We start from the raw sequence: 18,653 nt of genomic DNA, 5'->3' as shown, positions 1-18,653 counted from the left end.
ACGGGGCAGGGGTGCCCGGCTCGCAAGCCGCGTGCAGCGATGGCACGCTACAAGCCCCGCATCCCGCCTGCGCACGACGTGCCCGTAATTCAGAGGCTGTTGTCGTACTGGACGGTGGATCTCGGCAACTGGCTGCTCGGCCGGACCGGGCGCAACGCCGTGCGCGCTTTGGGCGCCGCAGCCAGCCTGCCGGCCAACAGTGCCACGCTCGAGGCCTCGAACAGCGTATGGATGCCGATCTCGACGCCCATGGTCGTGCGAATGCGGTTGATCAGACGTGTCGCCAGCAGCGAATGGCCGCCAAGGTCAAAGAAGCTTTCCTCGACGCCCACTTGCGGCAGTCCCAGGATCTCCGCGAAGAGCTGGGCCAGTGCTTCTTCATGGGGTGTGCCAGGCGCACGAACTTCCTTTGGCGCGAAATGCGGCATCGGCAATGTCTTGCGATCCAGCTTGCCATTCGGCGTAAGAGGCAGCGCGTCCAGCCACACGTAGTGCGTGGGCACCATGTGGTCGGGCAGCGTGGCGGCCAGTTCGGTGTGCATCTGCGCTGAGTCCGGCGTTGGCCCCAGGCGCGAGCGCTTCATCACCGTCGCCAAGTGCACCAGATTCTCCAGCACCCGGTCCGTGGGCACGCCGAAGTCGATCAGGCACGCAAACTCGTCAACGCCGATCTTCTCCAGCTTACGCACCAGGGCCAGGCAGCTCTCGGGGCCGCCGATGAGCGACGAGGTGCCGAAGAAGCGGCGCACTGCGGCCGTGATCAACTGCTCGTCGTCGACTTCGCCAATCGCCTTGTTGGGGATTTCGCCAGCGAGGTCTTTCGATACGCTCTTTCGCAGTTCCGTGTGGGACTGGAAGTATTGGACCATCGGCTCATGAGCCATTTGGCGTGCTGTCTCGTCGTCGGGCCCGACAAAGGTATGCAGCATCAGCGTTACCTTGTGCGCGTCCGGATCGTGTCCGTTGGCGCGCAGCGCATCGCGGTAAATCCGGATGTTCTCGGTCAACTCAGGGATCGTGAGACTCAGCAGCGCCGTCAGCACGTTCGCTCCGATGCGCCCGGCAGCCTCGAAGGTCGCTGGGCTCCGCGTGGCCGTGACCCAGACCGGCAGCTCGGGCTGCACGGGCTTGGGCTGCAGCCGCAACTGCGTCTCATGCCCGACGCCGTTGCGTGCAATCATCGTGCCGCCGCGCCAGAGCTCGCGCACCTGCTGTACGCCGTCGAGCATGACCTGATAGCGGTTGGCGTAATTGTCGGGGGCGAAGACGAAATCCTCTGGCACCCAACCCGACGCAAAGGCGATGCCGACCCTGCCGTGCGAGAGGTGGTCGACCACCGACCATTCCTCGGCCACCCGCAAGGGGTGGTGCAGCGGCAGCACCACGCTGCCCGCGCGCAGTTGGATGTGTTCGGTGACCATCGCCAGTGCCGCGCTCAGCACCGACGGATTGGGAAACGCCGCAGCCACCTTGGTGAAGTGCCGCTCCGGCGTCCAGATCGCCGCGAAGCCGTTGCGGTCCGCGAACTTTGCACCCTCCACATAGAGCCGATAAAGCTGCTCGCCATCCTGGCCTTGATTCGCATCGGCGAAATAGAAGAGCCCAAATCCCGGGGCGCGTGAGCGCTGGGGTAGCGCGGTTTCGTCCGCGACCAGATAGGCGACAAGGCGCTTGCCGCTCGCCGCGTCCGCCTGTGCCACGACACAAGCCTGCTTGATCAGTGGATGCTTGATCAGTTGCGCCTCGATTTCGCCGGGCTCGACCCGGAAACCCCGCAGCTTGATCTGGTGGTCGACCCGGCCCAGATACCCGAGCACGCCTTCTTCACTCCAGCGTGCCAGGTCGCCCGTGCGGTACATCCGCTCGCCGGGCGGGCCGAAGGGGTTCGCCACAAAGCGTTCGGCTGACAAGGCCGGGCGACCGAGATAGCCTCTCGCAAGCCCCGCACCGGCGACAAACAGTTCGCCGACCGCCCCCGGCGGGACCGGCTGGAGCAGAGCGTCGAGCACATAGACCTGCACGCCCGGCAAAGGGGTGCCGATCGGCACGCTTGGCGCGTCTAGGCTGTCGAAGCTCTGATTGACCCAGCCGGCCGCATCCCAGAACTCGGAAGTGCCGTACAAATTGACCAACAGCGCTTGCGGCAGCACCTTCCTGAAACGCTCGGCAAGCGCCGGGGTCAACGCTTCCCCGCCGCAGGACCAATACCGCAGGTGCGGCAGCCGGGTGCCCACCTTGAGCTCGTCCTCGAGCATCGCTTCGAGCAGCGACGGGACAAGGACGATGCGGGTCACCTTCTCGGAGGCCAGCAATGTGATCAGTCCGTTGACGTCCTTGCTGAGCTGCGGTGGGACGACCACCAAGCGCTGTCCGCCGATGAGCGGCATGAGCACTTCCCAGACGAAGTCAATGAAATTCGGGGTCGTCCTCTGGGCGTACACCGTTTCTTCGTCAGCCTGCTGCACGTCCCATCGAAGCCTGTTGAGTAGCGTTCTCGCCGTGCCGGCGACGCCCTTGGGCCGGCCGGTGGAGCCCGAGGTGTACAGCACATAGGCGAGATCGAGCGGGCTGGGCGTGCGCTTTCGCTGTGCGTCGGTCAGGTTCGTTGCCGACAGGGTTGCGAGCTCGGCGCAGAACGACGGGTCGTCGAGACGCACTTCGAGCGTTTCGACGCCTGCGAGGAGGTGGGACACATCGGACTTCGAGATGATGCAGCGGGGCCGGGCATCCTCGAGCATGAACCTCAGGCGGTCCGCGGGATAGTCGAGGTCAAGCGCGAGATATGCCGCACCCGCCTTCAGGACGGCGAGCAGACCGACCACCAATTCAGGCGAGCGCGGAAGTGCCAACGCGACGATGCTGTCTGGGCCGATGCCTCGGGAACTGAGGTGGCAGGCAAGCCGATTCGCCTGCTGATTCAGTTCCTGGTACGACAGGTCGGTCGCCTCGAACGAGATGGCACGTGCATTGGGTGTTGCAGCGGCCTGTCGCTCGAACAGGCCTGCGAGCGTGTCGGGGAAAGAACCAGGGTCCTCGCCGTTCCAGTCCGTCAGCACTCGCTGGCGTTCCTCAGCGCTCAGGATGTCCAGCGCCGCGACGGGGACCGACGGATGGGCAAGGCTCGAATCGATGAAGCGCAGCAGCCGTTCCTGGTGTGCCTGCACGTCCGACAGCGAGTATGCGGAAGCGTTCGCGGTGCAATAGACGTCGGCACTGCTGTCCTCGCCCACGAAGAAGGAGAAGGAGATGTCAGCTGCTGTGCGGGCGGACGTGTTGTACGACTTGGTTGCGAGGCCCCCGAAGGAGATGCCTTTCTTGAACGGCATCACATTGATCACAGGGCCGAAGTCGCTCCCGTACCCTCTGATTCGCTTGGCGTCCAGGTACAGGCGCGACGCCGGATAGCGTTGATGCGCGAGCACTGTACGGATTTCTCTGTCGACGATCGTGACGATGTCCCGCATGGTCATTTCTGGAGAAATCGACAGCCGCATCGGCAGGGTGTTCGACATCATGCAGGGAATCGCACGCGTTTCCTCTGACCTTCCGGCGACCGGCAGACCAATGGACAGATCCCGAACGCCCGTGGTGCGGAACAGGTAGGCGGCAACGGTCGCGATCAGTGTCCGAGCGAGCGACGTCTCGGACGCGCGGGCCAGTTCCGCCAAGGCATCGAGCGCAGGCTTCTCCACTCGGTAGCTGCTTCGGATCGGCAGCCGCGAGAAGCTGCGCGTGCCGTCCCCGAAACGCGTCGGCGCAGGGAGCTTGGCGAGGTATTCATCCCAGAAATCGCGATCGGCCTTGAAGGCGTCCGAGGACAGATACGTCTGCTCGATGGCTAGCAGCTGGGAAAGCGGCCTGAACCAACTTTGCGGGGCTGCGCGATGCTCGAGGGCTGCCGTATAGAGCTCCGCGACCCTGCGCGCGATGAGCGAATAACCGAAACCGTCGATGACGATGTGGTGGTAGAGGTGGTGCCAAGCGAACCGGTCGGCAGCGAGCTTGTAAAGGCAGAAAGAAAAGAGCTCGGGATCCGCCGGCGAGAGCGATGTCTCCATCTTGCGAGCGATCATGTCGAGCATTGACCGATGCGGATCGGCGCTGCCGCTCAAGTCGACAAAGCTCACGCATCGTTCGCTGAGCTTTCCGCCGACGACCTGCCGGGGTGCGGTGTCGATCTCGATGAATGTGGTCCCCAGCGCCTGGGCCTCCTCGGCCGCCGTCCTCAGGCAATGCAGGAACAGTTCTGCATTCACCGCGCCCGCAATCTCGATGTATTCGCCAACGTTGTGGGAGGGCAGACTTGGATAGAACTGTCGCTCAAACCAGAGCCCGAGCTGCGCGGAAGACAGCGGCCAGCCATCTGCAGGAAATGACGCCATTTGAGGTCCTGTTGACTTGCGTTTTCGAGAAAGCCAAACGATCAGGCCCGACTGCGCGGAATGAGCGCGACGGGACTCCGCACAGCTTTGAAGAGAGCTAAGCAGCCGCTATCGCTGATCGCTCATTGCCTGTGCGAGGCTTCTCGGACGCATATCGGTCCAATTCTTCTCGACGAACTCCAGGCATTCACTCTTGGCGGAAGGCCCGTGAACCTTTTTCCAACCCTGGGGAACTGCGACAAAGCCAGGCCAGATGGAATGCTGGTTCTCGTCGTTGACTAAAACCAGAAATGAAGCGTCGCTGTGGTCGAAAGGATTGGTCATGGATCTATTTCAATAAAAGTGACTACTTAATTCTCATGCTATTGGCGCTAAATCCGAGAAGGCGTCGGTGTAACTGCAAATGGATGTGACATTCCAGCACAAGGCCATGAGGCCCGCAATATGTAGTTCTTATAGGGAAAAAAGGGTTTGAACTCCAATTGAAAAAGTAGTCCTTTCTATTTCAATAAGAATTTATAACTAATTCATTGGCACTCCTGTTGGCTATTTGGCTCGTCCAATTGCGATGAGCGCCAGTCGAAGTTGGCGCTGCCCATTTCGGGAGGTTCGGTTTGCGAGGACGAACGACATCTCGCCGGAGGCCGCACCGCGACTCCTGCCTAGCATCGACGCTTGCGGGTGAGGTCGGCGACAGTGATGCGCTCGGGCTTGTTCAGTAGGCGCGGCCGACAATCAGCCTTCTGTCATGCCTTCTGTACGGACGCTCGTCGGCGAGCCGGCGGGTGGGCTTCCGATGAACACTGTCGTGCGCCGAAGAGCCGCAATCTTGCTGTGAACTTCTGAGAATCTCGTTTCGGCAATGCTCGGGGCAGATGCGGACTGCCGATGCGCGTCCGAAGGAACCGGAAGCTATGCCGTCTCCATCGTGGGAATGTTGGAAACTGCCGGGCGCTTCATGGCGCTGGGGCGTTCCAACACCTGAACGTCGCTTGGCGAACAGGATTTGCACCGATCATGGATTGGGCTTGAACGGACGTTGCGAAGAGGCCCGTCCCCGGCCTTCAGGCCACTGCCGAACGCATGTCCGAAGACAGTTGCTCAAAACGCGCACATCGTGGCGTTCTGGAGACCGCCACGCAAACTTCATCTTGCGTGCGTGGCCCCGCCGTCGACAATCAGCGTCGAGCCGACGACATAGTCACCGGCGCGCGACGCGAGGTAGATGGCCGCTCCTGCAATATCCTCGGCTGTGCCGATGCGGCCCAGAGGAATGTAGGCCGCGACGTCGTCGCCATGGTCTCGTGCACTCTTGTTGAGATCGGTGGCGAATGCGCCAGGTGCAATGGCACTCACGACGATGCGTTCGGGCGCGAGCCGCAATGCCATCAGTCGTGTCAGCTGGATCAGGCCCGCCTTGCTGGCTGCATACGAATAGGTTTCCCGTGGTCCCACCGAGATGCCGTCGACCGACGCAATGTTGATCACCTTCGGGAGGTGGTTCGCCGCTGCCTTGCGCAGCAGGGGCGCGAAGCATTGCGTCAAGAAAAAGGGCGTCTTGAGGTTCAAGTCGACCACCTTGTCCCATCCGGTTTCAGGAAACTCGTCAAAGGGCGCACCCCAGGCCGTCCCGGCGTTGTTCACGAGGATGTCCAGCGAGCCTTCGCGGGCCGCGTAGGCGTTCGAGAGTGCCTGTGCGCCGTCGAGCGTCGAGACATCCGCCGGCAAAGAAAAAACCTCTCCGTACTGCGATAACTCCGCCGCGGCGCGGTCGCAGCCCTCGGCACCTCGCGCCGAAATGTAGACCCGGGCACCCTGTATCAGATAGGCCTGCGCAATTGTGCGGCCGATGCCGCGCGACCCTCCGGTAATGAGCGCCGTGCGGCCCTTGAGCGAGAACAACGTTGTCAGGTCCATGGATGTGCGATTCCGAGTAAGGATTCAAAGACGGCCTTCCGGCGACCGAGGGATTCTGCCGAGAGCAAGGAGCACATGCTGCCTATTCGTAGCCCTCGACCTTCTGCAGGTTCCACATCTGGGCATAGCGACCCTGCCTGGACAGCAACTCGGCGTGCGTGCCGCGCTCGACGATCACGCCGGATTCGAGCACCAGGATCTCGTGCGCATCGACCACGGTCGACAGGCGGTGCGCGATCACGAGCGTCGTCTTGTCCTGCGCGGCGCTCTTGAGCTCCGACTGAATGGCGCGTTCGTTGGCCGAATCGAGTGCCGAGGTGGCCTCGTCGAAGATCACGATCGGCGGGTTCTTCAGGAGCGTGCGCGCGATGGCCACACGCTGCTTCTCGCCGCCCGAGAGCTTCAGGCCGCGCTCGCCCACGGTTGTCTCGTAGCCCTTGGGCGTGGCCGAGATGAAGTCATGGATGCGCGCGGCCCGCGCCGCACCTTCCACCTCTTCGCGCGTCGCCCCCGGCCGGCCGTAGGCGATGTTGTATTCGACGGTGTCGTTGAAGAGCACTGTGTCCTGCGGCACGATGCCAATGGCCCGGCGCACGCTCGACTGGGTGACCTCGCGGATGTCCTCGCCACCGATGGTGATGCGACCCTCCTGCACGTCGTAGAAGCGATAGAGCAGCCGCGCCAGCGTGGACTTGCCCGAGCCCGAGGGGCCGACGACGGCCACCGTCTTGCCGGCCGGGATCTCGAAGCTCACATGCTTGAGGATCGGCCGCGCGGGCTCATAGGCGAAGCTTACGTCCTCGAAGCGCACGGTGGAGTCTGAGCCCGTGAGTGTTCGGGCTCCTGGCGCGTCGAGGATTTCGCGCTTTTCATCTATCAGCATGAACATCTTGTCCACGTCGGTGAAACTCTGCTTCATCTCCCGGTAGATCACGCCCAGGAAGTTGAGCGGAATGTAGAGCTGGATCATGAAGGCGTTGACCATCACCAGGTCGCCCAGGGTCATGCGGCCTTCGAGCACGCCCGAGGTCGTATGCCAAAGCATGAGCACAAGACTCCCCGTCACGAGCAATTGCTGGCCGATGGTGAGCATGCTTAACGTGCGCTGGCTTTTGACGGCGGCCTTCCGGAAGTGGTCGAGGCTGGCGTCATACCGACTCGCTTCAAACTCCTCGTTGTTGAAGTACTTGACCGTCTCGTAGTTCAAGAGCGAATCGATCGCCCGGGTCTGCGCAACCGAGGCGAACTCGTTCATGGTTCTCCGGTATTTGGTGCGCCATTCGGTGACTGCGACGGTGAAGCAGACGTAGAGCACCAGCGCGCCCAAAGTGACCCAGATGAAGAACAAGCCGAACTTCACGCCCAGAATGGCTAGCACCAGTGTCAACTCGACCAGCGTCGGCACGATGTTGTAGAGCGTCATCGAGATCAGGGCCTGCACGCTGCGGGTACCGCGGTCGATGTCGCGCGTCATGCCCCCGGTCTGGCGGTCCAGATGAAAGCGCAGGCTCAGCGAATGCAGGTGGCTGAACACCTCGAGAGAGATCCTGCGCGCGGTTCCTTCCGCGGCCTTGGCAAAAACGAGCTCACGCAATTCGGTGAAAAGCGTCGTGGAAAGGCGAAGCATTCCATAGGCAAGCAGCAATGCGATCGGGACAACCACCACGGCCTGCTTGACATCGGGCTTGGAGGTGACCGCATCGATCAGGACCTTGAGCAGCACCGGCACGCCGACATTCGCCACCTTCGCGGCAATCATGAATGCGAGTGCAGCAAGAATTCGCCATTTGTATTGCCACAGATAGGGAACGAGGCGGCGGAGTGTTTCCCAGTCGGAGCGCTCGCTTTGATTGCCCGTGGAATCAGTCGAAAGAACTACAGACGTTTTTCTTGTATCGATGCTTCGCATGTGGCGCCTGAATTGTTGTTATTGAATTGTGCCCACGTGCGATGTGCAATATGCGATTGCCCCGAATTGGAAGCCTGCCTACACTCGGCCCGCCTGCCTGCGTCCGGCGAAGCGCGCGCCACCCAGATGGCCCGCTCGGCTCCGGAACCTTTAAGGAAATTTTCCCGATCATGTTTCGAACACTGCTCAAATCCAAGATCCATCGCGCCACCGCGACCCATTGCGAATTGCACTACGAAGGGTCTTGCGCAATCGACGAGGACCTGCTCGATGCTGCCAACCTTGCGGAGAACGAGCAGGTGCACATCTGGAATATCAATAACGGCGAGCGCTTCGTGACTTACGCCATTCGCGGCGAGCGCGGCAGCGGCATCATCTCGGTGAACGGATCGGCCGCGCGCAGGGCATCTGTCGGGGACCTGCTGATCATTGCCGCCTTCGGCCTCGTGCCGGAGGAGCGCGTGTCAGGCCATCTGCCCAAGCTGGTGTTTGTGGACAGTGCGAATCGCATCAAGGAGGAGCGCGCCCACGTTCCTATACAACAGGCCTCGAGCGAGCCCATACCGGCCTGAGCCCCCGCGGCGCCAAGTCCGAGGCCATGAACGCCGAGCAGCGCCGCCTGCTCGAGGAGACGCTGGCTGAGGACGAGCGGGCCTGCGCGAGCAACTGGAACGGCTTCGACGTGAAGCTACCGCGGCTGCGGCCGCCGCAGCAGCCCGAACACGACGGCCAAGGCGCCCTTGCGCCGGCCGCGCGGCTGAAGTGCCGGTTGATCAACCGGCACCGCCGCATCGAGTTCGAAGAACTCATGCGCTACAAGGGCGAGCAGAAGCGGGGGGCGGCCGGTGCCCTCAAACAATTGAACGACCTCTCCCAGGAGATGGGCGAGGAGCTGTGAGTGGCGGGAAGCGCCCAGTACACAGCACTGCTCGATGCCAACGTCCTGTATTCGGCGTCGCTGCGCGACGTGCTGCTTAGCCTGGCTGACGCGGACCTCTCTGGCGGGAAGTGGTCCGTTCACATCCGCGATGAGTGGACGCGCAGCTTGTTGCGGGACCGGCCCGGCATGGGCGTCCAGATTGCCGCTGCCGCGCAAGCCATGGAGGACGCTATTCCGGACTGCCTTGTCTCAGGCAACGAACACCTGATCGAGGGGTTGAAGCTACCGGACCCTGATGACCGCCACGTGCTGGCGGCTGCGATCACTGGGCATGCGGATGCGATCGTGACGTGGGACGAAAAGGGGAAGTGCTGAACCCGTTCGGCATCGAGGTACAGACCCTTGACGAATTCGTCCTCAACCAGTTGCTGCTGGAGAAGCTCACCGCGCTCGCGGCTTTGAAGCGAATGCGCGAGCGCTGAGCCCGCCCGCAGTACGACGCGATCGCGTTGGTCGCGCTGCTCGAGAAGCGTGGGTTGCCCCAGACTGCAGCGCCCCTGCGCGATGTTGTGGAACTCATCTAACTGGCTTGGGGCAACGCTGCGCGTAGCTTGGCTCGCCGATTTGGAAATGGGATAATCCTGTCTCGGTGGCCCGTTTGTCTCTGGTGTGATGCCTGAAACTTGGGGCTGCTTCCGGCAGTTTTGGTGTACCCAAACGTGTACCCGGCAGATTGGACGAATTGGCGAAAGCGAGTGCTGGCGCGGGTTGCAGGCCATTTTAAGATTCCGCCCCAGCACCAAATTCGTAAGGCGCTATAGCTATCAAAGCTGTAGCGCCTTTTTCGTTGTGTTCCTGCGGCGGGATTTCAGTTCGGATCCTTGCTGCGCCGACATGCAGCCATGGCTGACGTTCTCGCGAACCAGCGGCTCAAGCCACGGAGCCCTTGCGCAAAGCGATCTCGGACGGCGTTACCCCAAGCGACGCCACCATCGCGAGCAGCGTGTCGCCGAAGCCGCCACGCGCGCGTGCATCGGTTCTCGCGCTGGTCGTGACGCGCGGGCCGGTACTCCATGCGATGCGTGCGCCGGAAGCCTCCAGGGCGTCGACCAGGGCCGCGTCCTCGCTGCATGCCAGCGGCTCGAAACCGCCGACGCGGCAATACGCTTCGGTCGCTACACCCAGGTTGGCGCCGTGCACGTGGCGGTGCCCGTCCGCGTCGACATAGTGGTGCGCGAAATGCGATTGCAGCCTGCCGCCGTCGGGGCCGTGGGCGCTCCAGTCGGCCACGTCCACCACGCCGCAGACCACCTCGGCGTTCTCGGCGAGCTGTTTCACCAGCCAGTCGGGCGAGACGATGGTGTCGGCGTCGGTGAAAGCCAGCCACCGCGCGCCCGCACCGATGCAGAAATCGGCGCCCCTGGCGCGTGCGATGCCGACGTTGCGCGCATCGAGTACCAGCCGCGCCACGCCGTGATGCCGCATGGCGATCGCTTCGGTGGCGTCGCTGCAGCTGTCGAGCACGACCACCACGCCGACGTGTTCGCCCTCCAGCGCCGGGTGGGCCGCTGCCCGCAGCACCGCGTCCAGCGCGGCGCCGATGCGCTCGCCTTCGTTGTGCGCGGGAATCACGACGCCGATCACCGGATGCCCTCGCGCTGCGCCACCGAGCGGCCATCGCGCGCCCAGACCTGGAGCACGAAGTCGTCTTCCTCGTGCAGGGCCAGGCGCGGCAGGCCCAGTGCGGCCAGTGCGCCGTGCACCTCCCGGGTGGAGAGACTGCGCTGCGCGAAATCGGGCCGCCAGTCGCAGGCCACCAGAACGCCGTCGGCCTCCAGCGTGTCTTCGCAACAGGCTGCCAGCCGGTGCATGTCGTCGTGGTCGAGGAAGTAGCCCAGCTCGCTCAGCACGATGAGATCGAAGCGGCCGGCGTCGCGCGGCCAGTCACTGGGCAATTGATGCTGTGCGACGCGCACATTGGCGAGTTCGCTGGTGCGCTCGCGTGCGATGTCCACGGCATGCAGTGAGAAATCGCTCGCCAGCAGATGGTCGCAGCGCGGCGCCAGCGCGAGCGTGAGCTCGCCGATGCCGCAGCCCGGTTCGTAGGCCCGCCGGTAGCGGGCCCGCGGCAAGGCGGCCAGCAGCAGTGCGCGCTTGCGGGCCTCGTACCAGCGATGGCGCAGCGCATACGGGTCTTCGCTGGCCGCATAGAGCGCTTCGAAATACCGTTGCTGGTCATGCTGCATGGCCGCGGCTCACAGGAAGATCACTTCGAAGGGGCGCGCCGCGCGCTGGACCGTGGTGGCGCGCAGCACTGGACCGGAGCCGGTGGAGGCATCGCGCCGCAACTGGCTGGTGAACGCGTTGACGGCCGCGCGCTTGCGCCGCACGGCGTCTTCGTTCAGCGGGAGCCGGAAGGCGTGCGACCAGGGCATGCGCATGTCGCCGGGCCGCGACCAGTGCCAGCCCCACACCGGCACTTCCGCCAGCCGGGCGCCGGTGCTCGCGGCCGCCAGTGCGCAAGCCTCGCCTGTCGCTTCGTGGTCGGGATGGCCGTCCTGCCGCCAGGTGGTGAACACCACGTCGCCGGGCCGCAGCAGCGACACGAGCCGGGCCGCCAGCACGGCGCGCAATGCCTTGGTGCCGCCATCGGGCAGGCCCAGCCGGACGGGTTCGACGGCGAGGCCCAGGCACTGCAAGGCCTTGAGGCTCTCGCGGGGCCGGGTTCGCGCGAGCCGTTCGACCGGCCACTCCGTCGAGCCGCGATGGCTGGCGGTGCCATCGGTGACGGCGATCACTTCGACGTGCCGGCCGCAGTCGGCCAGTTGCGCGAGCAGGCCGCCGACCGAAAGCACTTCGTCGTCGGGATGCGGCGCCACGACGACGGCGCGTGCGTGCGCAGGCACCAGTTCCTTCGGCGCGATCGCGGGCAGTCGCGCGAGCCCGGGCCAGCGGCTCCATTCGGCTTCGGTGGTGCCATCTCCCCGGATGGCGCGGCGCGCTACAGCGTCCATGACGAGGGCTCCTCTTTGTCGTCGGCGGCGAATTGGCCGAGTGCGGCGAGGTCGCGCTCGGCATGGCTCTGGCGCAGGAACACGGGCAGGTCCGCCATGGCGCGGGCGAAGCGCGGGTCCCGGCACAGCGGGCCGGCGCCCACGGCGCGGCCGGCATGGCGCAGGACCTCGTTGGCGGCCTGCTCGACAGCCAGGCGCGCGCGCAGGGCGGTGCGCCGCGCGCTGTCTTGCGGATGCCCGTCGATCCAGTCGGCGGCTTCGCGCAATTGCGCGGCCGCCGCGGTCAGGGCCACGTCGATGGCGCCGAGGTGCGCGAGGCGATGGGCATCCGGTGCCGGCCCGCGCAGCCGATGCACGGCCTGCGCAATGCCCAGCGCGCCACCGAACCAGCACGCCGCGATGCCCGCGCCGCCTTGCCAGAAACCGGGCCGGTTCACGTAGTCGCCGGGCCGGCCGACCGGCGTGGCAATGGCGCCATAGAAACGCACATCGACGCTGGCGCTCGCAGCCATGCCGACGGCGTGCCAGCCATCGCCGGTCACGCGTACGCCGGGCTGGTCCATCGCGACGGCCGCGAGGCACGGCTCGTTCGCCGCGTTCCAGCAGCTCACGACGGCGTGCGTCACCGTCGCCGCGCCGGAGCACCACGCCTTGGTGCCGGTCAGGCGGATTCGATCGTCGCCTTCTGCATGAAGCGCGAGGCGCGCGTCGGGTGGTTCCGCGCACCACGTGCCCCAGAGCGAGCCCGCGGTCGCGAGAGGCGCGCGGTCGAGTTCGGCCAGTATGGCCAGTGCATCGGTGTGTCCTTCGAACAGCTTCGCCAGCGACAGGTCGTGCGCCGCCACGTCGGCCAGCACGCGCCAGCGCGCCAGGGTCTGGCCGCTGCCGGGCCGGGGAAGCACGTCGATGCCCGCATCGGCCAGGTGCTTCAGCGCCAACCCGCACCCGTGGCGCAGTTGCAGTTGCCGCAGCAGGACGTTGTCGGGTGCCGGTTCGAACATGGGCGGCGTGCTTGGTTTGTTTGAGATGAAAGCAGAAAGCAAGAAAAGGAAACTTCGGCACAAGGTAGGCAAACCATGCAACGCAAATCGTCGGTGGGCGGCTTCCGGCCGTGTAGGACCGAACAGGGGAAGCCGCAAAAACATAGTTGCCGCCATCGCGAGGCACGACCGACGCCCGGGGGCGGCCTCTTCCCACACGCTGGAACTCGTCGCGGGAAGAGAAAAGTGGTTTTCAACTTGCCAAGGAGCAGCAGCAATGGCGAACCCGAATACCCGCAATGCCGCGAGCGGCAGCGATGCCACCACCAACGGAAACGACGACGACACCAAACCCTCGGAACACAACAAGGCAGGCCATCAAGACCCCACCTCCCGCAACGAGCCGAGCCGCACGCCCCAGAGCCGCCACGACCGCGAGAGCCATGTCGGCGGCAGCAACCAGATCCAGTCCCGGCGCGGAGGCGGCTCGTGATGAAGCCGCACGATTTCTCGCGCTGCATCGCGCTCTGCAACGCCTGCGCGGTGGCGTGCAACCACTGCGCCGCGGCCTGCGTCGAGGAAGTGTCGAGCACCATGGCGCGCTGCATCGCGCTGGACCTGGACTGCGCGGCGATCTGCACGACTGCCGCGGGCGTCATGGCGCGCAACAGCGAGAACGCGGGCCTCGTCTGCAGCCTGTGCGCCGACATCTGCAAGCTCTGCGGCACCGAATGCGCCACCCACGACATGGACCACTGCCAGCGCTGCGCCGAAGCCTGCAGGCAGTGCGAAGCGGAATGCCGGCGCATGGTGGCGGCCTGAAGCCGGCCGAGATCGCGCTGCGCAAGCTCGGCGACGCGACCGATGCCTGCCGCGAGTGCCCGCTGGGCGAGCGCGCGACGCAATCGGTCTTCGGCGAAGGGCCCGTGCATGCACGGTTGATGGTGGTCGGCGAGCAGCCGGGCGACAAGGAGGATTTGGCGGGCCGGCCTTTCGTGGGCCCGGCCGGGCGGCTGTTCGATCGCGCCGTGGCGGAACTCGGATGGTCGCGCGAGCGGCTCTACGTGACCAACGCGGTGAAGCATTTCAAGTACGAACTGCGCGGCAAGCGCCGCATCCACAAGACACCCGCGCAGCGCGAAGCCGATGCCTGCCACCATTGGCTCGAAAGCGAAATCGCACTGGTGGAGCCCGTCGCGTTGCTCGCGCTGGGCGCGGTCGCAGCGCGCTCGCTGCTGGGACGCCACGTGGCCGTGATGAGCGAGCGCGGCCGCTGACATGAAGACGCGGCGGGCCGGCGGGTGTTGGTAACGCTGCATCCATCGGCGCTGCTGCGCGGCGATCCCGAGCAGCGGGCCGAGGCGTGGAAGGCGTGGCTCGACGACCTGTCGCAGGCATCGGCGATCTTCGAGAAGGCGCCGCCGCGAGTGCGCAAGAGGGCTGCGCCGGCGCGCCCAAGGAAAGCCGTTGCCCAGACGGCTTGATCGCATGCTTGGCCTGCGCGACGGCGCGCGCGAGATCAGGCGCTTGTCCAGAAGGCCTTGGCCGAGGCGATGCCGGTCGTGTCGATTTCCGGAGCGAACCGGTCGTCGGCGCCCAGGCCGGTCGCGAGGCCGAGGCGCATCGCCAGGTGAGCGGCGTCGTAGGGCGCGTGCACCTTGACGTCGTTGTCGAAGTAGCAGAATACGTCGCGCTTGCCGCGCCGCGCGGCGGTGGTCGAAGCCAGCTTCGCACCGGGCACCTGGCGGCCGCGCCGCCATGCGTCGATGCGTGCGGCCCAGCGATCGAGTGCGGCATCTCCATACCCGCTGGCGTAGAGCTCCTCGTCGCCGTGCAACCGCAGGTAGACGAAGTCCGCGGTCAGGTCTTCCAGGAGGGGCCAGCGTCCCGCCGTGTCGGCGACCACCAGTGCCACGCCGTGCCGGCGCAGCGTGGCAATGAATGCGGGATCGATGAAGCTGCGGTTTCGCACCTCGACGGCGTGACGGATCCGAAGACCGCGCGGCGCCTTCAGCAGCGACCGGCCCGTCATCCGATCGTCGTGTTCGCGTGCCAGCGCCACTGCGGATTTGGCGTCGTGCGGCAGCAGCGAGAGGAAGCGCTCCAGGCGTTCGGCGTCATAGCGCATGCGCGGCGGAAGCTGCCAGAGCACGGGGCCCAGTTTCTTCTCGAGCGCCAGCACGCCCGATGCGAAGAAGTTCGCAAGCGGCGTGCGCACGTCGTTCAACTGCAGCATGTGCGTGATGTAGCGCGGGCCCTTGACCGCGAACATGAAGTCATCCGGCGTCTCGTCGTGCCAGGCCCGATACGACTCGGGCCGTTGAAGCGAATAGAACGAGCCGTTGATCTCGATGGTGGAGAGCATCCGCGAGGCGAACGCGAGCTCGTTGCGCTGGACGAGGCCGGGCGGGTAGAACCGTTTTCGCCAGGGCGCATAACGCCACCCCGAGATGCCGATGCGTATGTCCGCGTGCGGTGCGCGTGAGGCCATGGTGTGCGTGTCTTGTTGCCAGGTGTCCGGCTACTTGGCCGGCGTGGTGGCGGGCGTTTCGGCGGGTGCGCTTTCGCTCTGCGCGGGCGCGATCTGCACGGGTGCATCGAACCGCTTCTGCACGGCATGGAAGTACGCCAGCGTGCCCAGCATGATGACGATGGCCGCCAGGATGCCCCATGCGAAAACGCGGCGGTTGTCCCGCTTGTCGCGCGTTGCCTGTCGATCGTCCATGTCGAAGTCTCCTTTCGTCGAAGAGGAGAGAAGAAAAAGAGCAAAGGAAAAACAGACGCTGCGCCCGCGGCGGCCGCAGCAATGTCAGACAAGTGCGAAGGCGCTTGTCCCACATGAACACGCCAGCCGCGCTGTGAAAACTTGCCGTGAAAAGACGTCGAACCATGCGATGCGTTCGATGTCGTCGTACCAGGAGATTCACATGCAACGTTTCACCGACAAGGTCGTCATCGTCACGGGCGCCGGCTCCGGCATCGGCGAGGCCACGGCCCGCCGCTTCTCGCAGGAAGGCGCGAACGTGGTGCTCGCCGGCAACACCAAGGCCAAGCTCGACAGGGTGGCGCGCGACCTGCCGCCCGAGCGCACGCTGGTGAAGGTGACCGATGTGTCGAACTACAAGCAGGTGCAGGCGCTGGTGGCGGCGACCCTCAAGCGCTTCGGCGCGCTGCATGTGCTGTTCAACAACGCGGGCATCGCGGTGGAGGGCACGGTCACCGAGGCGCCTTTCGACGGCTGGGACAAGATCATGGCCACCAACGTCGGCGGCGTGTTCCATGGCTGTCGCGCCGCCATGCCGCACCTCATCGAGAGCAAGGGCTGCATCGTCAACACCGGGTCGGTGTCGGGTCTCGGCGGCGACTGGGGCATGGGTTTCTACAACGCCTCGAAGGGCGCCATCGTGAACTTCACCAAGGCGTTGGCGCTCGACCACGGCCGCGACGGCGTGCGGGTGAATGCGGTGTGCCCGAGCCTCACCTTCACGCCGATGACCGAGGACATGAAGGGCGACCGCAAGCTGATGGCCAAGTTCAACGAGCGCATTCCGCTGGGCCGCGGCGCACAGCCCGAAGAGATCGCGGCGGTGGTGGCGTTTCTCGCGAGCGACGATGCGAGCTTCGTCAACGGTGTCGCGCTGCCGGTCGATGGCGGACTCATGGCTTCGAACGGGCAGCCCGACATGGCTTAGCTCCCGGCTGCAACTGCAACTGCAACTGCAACTGCAACTGCAGCGATGGCCGCGATTCCGGTGCGGCGAAATCCTACCGAGGCTTCCGAAGCGCACCCACGGGCGCGGGACGACGGCTCCGTAGCCTTTGCGCTTTGCAGCAAAGGAAGCACCCATGGCCCACCGCAAAGTCGCCGACCTCGTCATCGAAACCCTGCAGCAGGCCGGCGTCAAACGCTGCTACGGCATCGTCGGGGACACGCTGAACCACGTCACCGACGCGATCCGCCGCAGCGAGATCGAGTGGGTGCACGTGCGGCACGAAGAGGCGGCCGCTTTCGCCGCCGGCGCGGAGTCGTACCTGTCGGGCGAACTGTCGGCCTGCGCCGGCTCGTGCGGGCCCGGCGGGCTGCATTTCATCAACGGAATCTACGAAGCCAACCGCAACCGCGCGCCGGTGGTGCTGATCGCGAGCCAGGTCGTGACGAGCGAACTCGGCATGGACTTTCCGCAGGAGGTGGACTTCAAGTCGATCTACGCGGGCTGCAGCATCTTCTGCGCGCAGGTGTATTCGGCCGACCAGGCGCAGCGCGTCACGGCACTGGCTGCACAGGCGGCGCTGTCGCGCGGCGGCGTGGCCGTCGTCATCCTGCCGAGCGACATCGCGCAGGCGGAGGTCAAGGAAGAAGGGCCGCCCTTCGCCGTGCACCGTGCCGCGCCGGTGGTGCGTCCGAACGATGCCGAACTGGCCCAGCTGGCCGCCTTGCTCGGCAAGGGGCGCAGGATCGCGATCTATGCCGGCCACGGCTGCGAAGGCGCGCACGAGATGCTGCTGGCGCTCGGCCAATGCCTGAAGGCGCCGATCGCCCACACCTCGCGCGCCAAGGATTTCGTCGAATACGACAACCCGCTCAACATGGGCATGACCGGCATCTTCGGCGTGGAGTCGGGTTATCACGCGCTGCAGGCATGCGACACGCTGTTGCTGCTCGGCGCGGATTTCGCATGGAGCCAGTTCTATCCGTCCAAGGCCACCATCCTGCAGATCGACACCGACGGCAGCCACCTGGGGCGGCGGCATCCGATTGCGCTCGGTCTCGTCGGCGACGTCGCGCACACCATCGAGGCGTTGATTCCGTTGCTCGAAGAGCGCAGCGATCGCGCCTTTCTCGACGAGTGCCTGCAGCACCGCAAGGAGGCCCTCGAGACGCTGCGGCGCGACGAGCGGCCCGGCAAGGAAGGCCTGATCCATCCGCAGCACCTGACGCAGGTCATCGACGAGCTGGCCGCCGACGATGCGATCTTCACCGCCGACGGCGGCAGCCCGATGGTGTGGTCGCTGCGCCACCTGAACATGAACGGCCGGCGCCGCACGGTGGTGAGCCTGCTGCACGGCACCATGGCCAACGCGATGCCGCAGGCGCTGGGCGCGCAGAAGGCTTACCCGGGGCGGCAGGTGATTTCGCTGTCGGGCGACGGCGGTCTTGCGATGCTGCTGGGCGACCTGATGACGGCGGTGCAGGAGAAGCTGCCGATCAAGGTCGTGGTCTACAACAACGCGAGCCTCAATTTCGTGGAGCTCGAGCAGAAGGTCGAAGGCCTGCTCGACAACTACACCGATCTCTTGAACCCCGACTTCGCGCGGCTGGCCGAGGTGATCGGCTTCTACGGGCAGAAGGTCGAGCGGGCGGAGCAGTTGCCCGATGCGGTGCGCGCTTTTCTCGCGCACCCGGGGCCGGCGCTGCTGGACGTGAAGGTCAACCGCACCGAGCTGGTGATGCCGCCGAAGGTGGAGTTCAGCCAGGTCGCGGGAACCATGCTGTATTCGGCCAAGGCCGTGCTCAGCGGCCGGTCGTCGGATGTGGTGGACCTGCTGAAGGACAACTTCACGCAGTGAGGG

General features: G+C 65.2%; 19 protein-coding genes. 9 read left to right on the top strand and 10 right to left on the bottom strand.

Going from position 1 to position 18,653, the window contains the following annotated elements; genetic code table 11:
• Window positions 1-89: 89 nt before the first annotated feature.
• The 4 genes from QFZ83_RS25200 to QFZ83_RS25185 all read right to left on the bottom strand — a co-directional run bounded on the left by QFZ83_RS25200 (window position 90) and on the right by QFZ83_RS25185 (window position 8,208).
• A complete protein-coding gene (locus tag QFZ83_RS25200) occupies window positions 90-4,382 on the bottom strand; it encodes a MupA/Atu3671 family FMN-dependent luciferase-like monooxygenase (protein WP_307510966.1) in 4,293 nt (1,430 codons plus the stop codon).
• A gap of 108 nt (window positions 4,383-4,490) precedes the next feature.
• A complete protein-coding gene (locus QFZ83_RS25195; protein ID WP_306883161.1) occupies window positions 4,491-4,706 on the bottom strand; it encodes an MbtH family protein in 216 nt (71 codons plus the stop codon).
• 822 nt (window positions 4,707-5,528) lie between these two features.
• Window positions 5,529-6,299: an SDR family oxidoreductase gene (locus tag QFZ83_RS25190; protein ID WP_306883160.1), complete on the bottom strand. Its 771-nt coding sequence runs from the start codon at window positions 6,297-6,299 to the stop codon at window positions 5,529-5,531.
• 82 nt (window positions 6,300-6,381) lie between these two features.
• Window positions 6,382-8,208, bottom strand: coding sequence for an ABC transporter ATP-binding protein/permease (locus QFZ83_RS25185; RefSeq protein ID WP_307510965.1), 1,827 nt, complete (start codon window positions 8,206-8,208; stop codon window positions 6,382-6,384).
• A gap of 170 nt (window positions 8,209-8,378) precedes the next feature.
• On the opposite strand from QFZ83_RS25185, the gene panD reads away from it, so the two are divergent.
• From panD to QFZ83_RS25170, 3 genes are read left to right on the top strand one after another with little or no spacing between them, the layout of a single operon-like run.
• Entirely contained in the window at window positions 8,379-8,780 is a 402-nt protein-coding gene (panD, locus tag QFZ83_RS25180; RefSeq protein WP_306883158.1) for an aspartate 1-decarboxylase, read from the top strand.
• Window positions 8,781-8,806: 26 nt separating this feature from the next.
• Window positions 8,807-9,106, top strand: a complete 300-nt coding sequence (locus QFZ83_RS25175; RefSeq protein WP_306883157.1) for a hypothetical protein — start codon at window positions 8,807-8,809, stop codon at window positions 9,104-9,106.
• Complete coding sequence (locus QFZ83_RS25170) at window positions 9,107-9,463, top strand: PIN domain-containing protein (protein WP_306883156.1); 357 nt, start codon at window positions 9,107-9,109, stop codon at window positions 9,461-9,463.
• 555 nt (window positions 9,464-10,018) lie between these two features.
• On the opposite strand, the gene QFZ83_RS25165 is transcribed toward QFZ83_RS25170, so the two are convergent.
• From QFZ83_RS25165 to QFZ83_RS25150, 4 genes are read right to left on the bottom strand one after another with little or no spacing between them, the layout of a single operon-like run.
• Window positions 10,019-10,732 (bottom strand): glycosyltransferase family 2 protein, encoded by a 714-nt coding sequence (locus tag QFZ83_RS25165; RefSeq protein ID WP_307510964.1) that lies wholly within the window; start codon window positions 10,730-10,732, stop codon window positions 10,019-10,021.
• Window positions 10,729-11,334: a bifunctional 2-polyprenyl-6-hydroxyphenol methylase/3-demethylubiquinol 3-O-methyltransferase UbiG gene (locus tag QFZ83_RS25160; RefSeq protein WP_307510963.1), complete on the bottom strand. Its 606-nt coding sequence runs from the start codon at window positions 11,332-11,334 to the stop codon at window positions 10,729-10,731. The genes QFZ83_RS25165 and QFZ83_RS25160 overlap by 4 nt, the downstream gene beginning before the upstream one ends.
• Window positions 11,335-11,343: 9 nt before the next feature.
• The gene (locus QFZ83_RS25155) at window positions 11,344-12,102 is read right to left on the bottom strand and encodes a PIG-L deacetylase family protein (RefSeq protein ID WP_307510962.1); all 759 of its coding nucleotides are present in this window, start codon (window positions 12,100-12,102) and stop codon (window positions 11,344-11,346) included.
• Window positions 12,090-13,103 carry an acyl-CoA dehydrogenase gene (locus QFZ83_RS25150; protein ID WP_307510960.1) on the bottom strand — a complete coding sequence of 338 codons (1,014 nt, stop codon included), beginning with the start codon at window positions 13,101-13,103 and terminating at the stop codon, window positions 12,090-12,092. The genes QFZ83_RS25155 and QFZ83_RS25150 overlap by 13 nt, the downstream gene beginning before the upstream one ends.
• A 256-nt stretch (window positions 13,104-13,359) precedes the next feature.
• Between QFZ83_RS25150 and QFZ83_RS25145 the strand changes: the two genes are divergently transcribed.
• From QFZ83_RS25145 to QFZ83_RS25130, 4 genes are read left to right on the top strand one after another with little or no spacing between them, the layout of a single operon-like run.
• Window positions 13,360-13,575 carry a hypothetical protein gene (locus QFZ83_RS25145; protein ID WP_307510958.1) on the top strand — a complete coding sequence of 72 codons (216 nt, stop codon included), beginning with the start codon at window positions 13,360-13,362 and terminating at the stop codon, window positions 13,573-13,575.
• A complete protein-coding gene (locus tag QFZ83_RS25140; protein WP_307510957.1) occupies window positions 13,575-13,904 on the top strand; it encodes a four-helix bundle copper-binding protein in 330 nt (109 codons plus the stop codon). The genes QFZ83_RS25145 and QFZ83_RS25140 overlap by 1 nt, the downstream gene beginning before the upstream one ends.
• A complete protein-coding gene (locus tag QFZ83_RS25135) occupies window positions 13,880-14,359 on the top strand; it encodes a UdgX family uracil-DNA binding protein (protein WP_307510956.1) in 480 nt (159 codons plus the stop codon). Before QFZ83_RS25140 ends, QFZ83_RS25135 begins: the two co-directional genes overlap by 25 nt.
• A 24-nt stretch (window positions 14,360-14,383) precedes the next feature.
• The gene (locus tag QFZ83_RS25130; RefSeq protein ID WP_307510955.1) at window positions 14,384-14,566 is read left to right on the top strand and encodes a hypothetical protein; all 183 of its coding nucleotides are present in this window, start codon (window positions 14,384-14,386) and stop codon (window positions 14,564-14,566) included.
• 35 nt (window positions 14,567-14,601) lie between these two features.
• Here QFZ83_RS25130 and QFZ83_RS25125 read toward each other — a convergent pair whose 3' ends face one another.
• Together QFZ83_RS25125 and QFZ83_RS25120 are read right to left on the bottom strand one after the other, a co-directional pair.
• Window positions 14,602-15,573: a DUF72 domain-containing protein gene (locus QFZ83_RS25125; RefSeq protein WP_307510954.1), complete on the bottom strand. Its 972-nt coding sequence runs from the start codon at window positions 15,571-15,573 to the stop codon at window positions 14,602-14,604.
• A 30-nt stretch (window positions 15,574-15,603) separates the two neighbouring features.
• Complete coding sequence (locus QFZ83_RS25120; RefSeq protein WP_307510951.1) at window positions 15,604-15,807, bottom strand: hypothetical protein; 204 nt, start codon at window positions 15,805-15,807, stop codon at window positions 15,604-15,606.
• 202 nt (window positions 15,808-16,009) lie between these two features.
• On the opposite strand from QFZ83_RS25120, the gene QFZ83_RS25115 reads away from it, so the two are divergent.
• Entirely contained in the window at window positions 16,010-16,774 is a 765-nt protein-coding gene (locus QFZ83_RS25115; RefSeq protein WP_013539157.1) for an SDR family NAD(P)-dependent oxidoreductase, read from the top strand.
• A 154-nt stretch (window positions 16,775-16,928) separates the two neighbouring features.
• Entirely contained in the window at window positions 16,929-18,650 is a 1,722-nt protein-coding gene (locus QFZ83_RS25110; protein ID WP_307510948.1) for a thiamine pyrophosphate-dependent enzyme, read from the top strand.
• Window positions 18,651-18,653: the final 3 nt, after the last annotated feature.

Source organism: Variovorax sp. W1I1 (assembly GCF_030815625.1).
Classification (GTDB): domain Bacteria; phylum Pseudomonadota; class Gammaproteobacteria; order Burkholderiales; family Burkholderiaceae_C; genus Variovorax; species Variovorax paradoxus_C.
The sequence above is the reverse complement of the archived record's forward strand: the minus strand, read 5'-3'. Positions and strand labels throughout refer to the sequence as shown.

Excerpts from the sequence above, each read along its gene's own strand:
- QFZ83_RS25200 (WP_307510966.1), bottom strand. The coding sequence starts at position 4,382 with ATGGCGTCATTTCCTGCAGATGGCTGGCCGCTGTCTTCCGCGCAGCTC.
- QFZ83_RS25195 (WP_306883161.1), bottom strand. The coding sequence starts at position 4,706 with ATGACCAATCCTTTCGACCACAGCGACGCTTCATTTCTGGTTTTAGTC.
- QFZ83_RS25190 (WP_306883160.1), bottom strand. The coding sequence starts at position 6,299 with ATGGACCTGACAACGTTGTTCTCGCTCAAGGGCCGCACGGCGCTCATT.
- QFZ83_RS25185 (WP_307510965.1), bottom strand. The coding sequence starts at position 8,208 with ATGCGAAGCATCGATACAAGAAAAACGTCTGTAGTTCTTTCGACTGAT.
- panD (WP_306883158.1), top strand. The coding sequence starts at position 8,379 with ATGTTTCGAACACTGCTCAAATCCAAGATCCATCGCGCCACCGCGACC.
- QFZ83_RS25175 (WP_306883157.1), top strand. The coding sequence starts at position 8,807 with ATGAACGCCGAGCAGCGCCGCCTGCTCGAGGAGACGCTGGCTGAGGAC.
- QFZ83_RS25160 (WP_307510963.1), bottom strand. The coding sequence starts at position 11,334 with ATGCAGCATGACCAGCAACGGTATTTCGAAGCGCTCTATGCGGCCAGC.
- QFZ83_RS25155 (WP_307510962.1), bottom strand. The coding sequence starts at position 12,102 with ATGGACGCTGTAGCGCGCCGCGCCATCCGGGGAGATGGCACCACCGAA.
- QFZ83_RS25150 (WP_307510960.1), bottom strand. The coding sequence starts at position 13,103 with ATGTTCGAACCGGCACCCGACAACGTCCTGCTGCGGCAACTGCAACTG.
- QFZ83_RS25145 (WP_307510958.1), top strand. The coding sequence starts at position 13,360 with ATGGCGAACCCGAATACCCGCAATGCCGCGAGCGGCAGCGATGCCACC.
- QFZ83_RS25140 (WP_307510957.1), top strand. The coding sequence starts at position 13,575 with ATGAAGCCGCACGATTTCTCGCGCTGCATCGCGCTCTGCAACGCCTGC.
- QFZ83_RS25135 (WP_307510956.1), top strand. The coding sequence starts at position 13,880 with ATGCCGGCGCATGGTGGCGGCCTGAAGCCGGCCGAGATCGCGCTGCGC.
- QFZ83_RS25125 (WP_307510954.1), bottom strand. The coding sequence starts at position 15,573 with ATGGCCTCACGCGCACCGCACGCGGACATACGCATCGGCATCTCGGGG.
- QFZ83_RS25120 (WP_307510951.1), bottom strand. The coding sequence starts at position 15,807 with ATGGACGATCGACAGGCAACGCGCGACAAGCGGGACAACCGCCGCGTT.
- QFZ83_RS25115 (WP_013539157.1), top strand. The coding sequence starts at position 16,010 with ATGCAACGTTTCACCGACAAGGTCGTCATCGTCACGGGCGCCGGCTCC.
- QFZ83_RS25110 (WP_307510948.1), top strand. The coding sequence starts at position 16,929 with ATGGCCCACCGCAAAGTCGCCGACCTCGTCATCGAAACCCTGCAGCAG.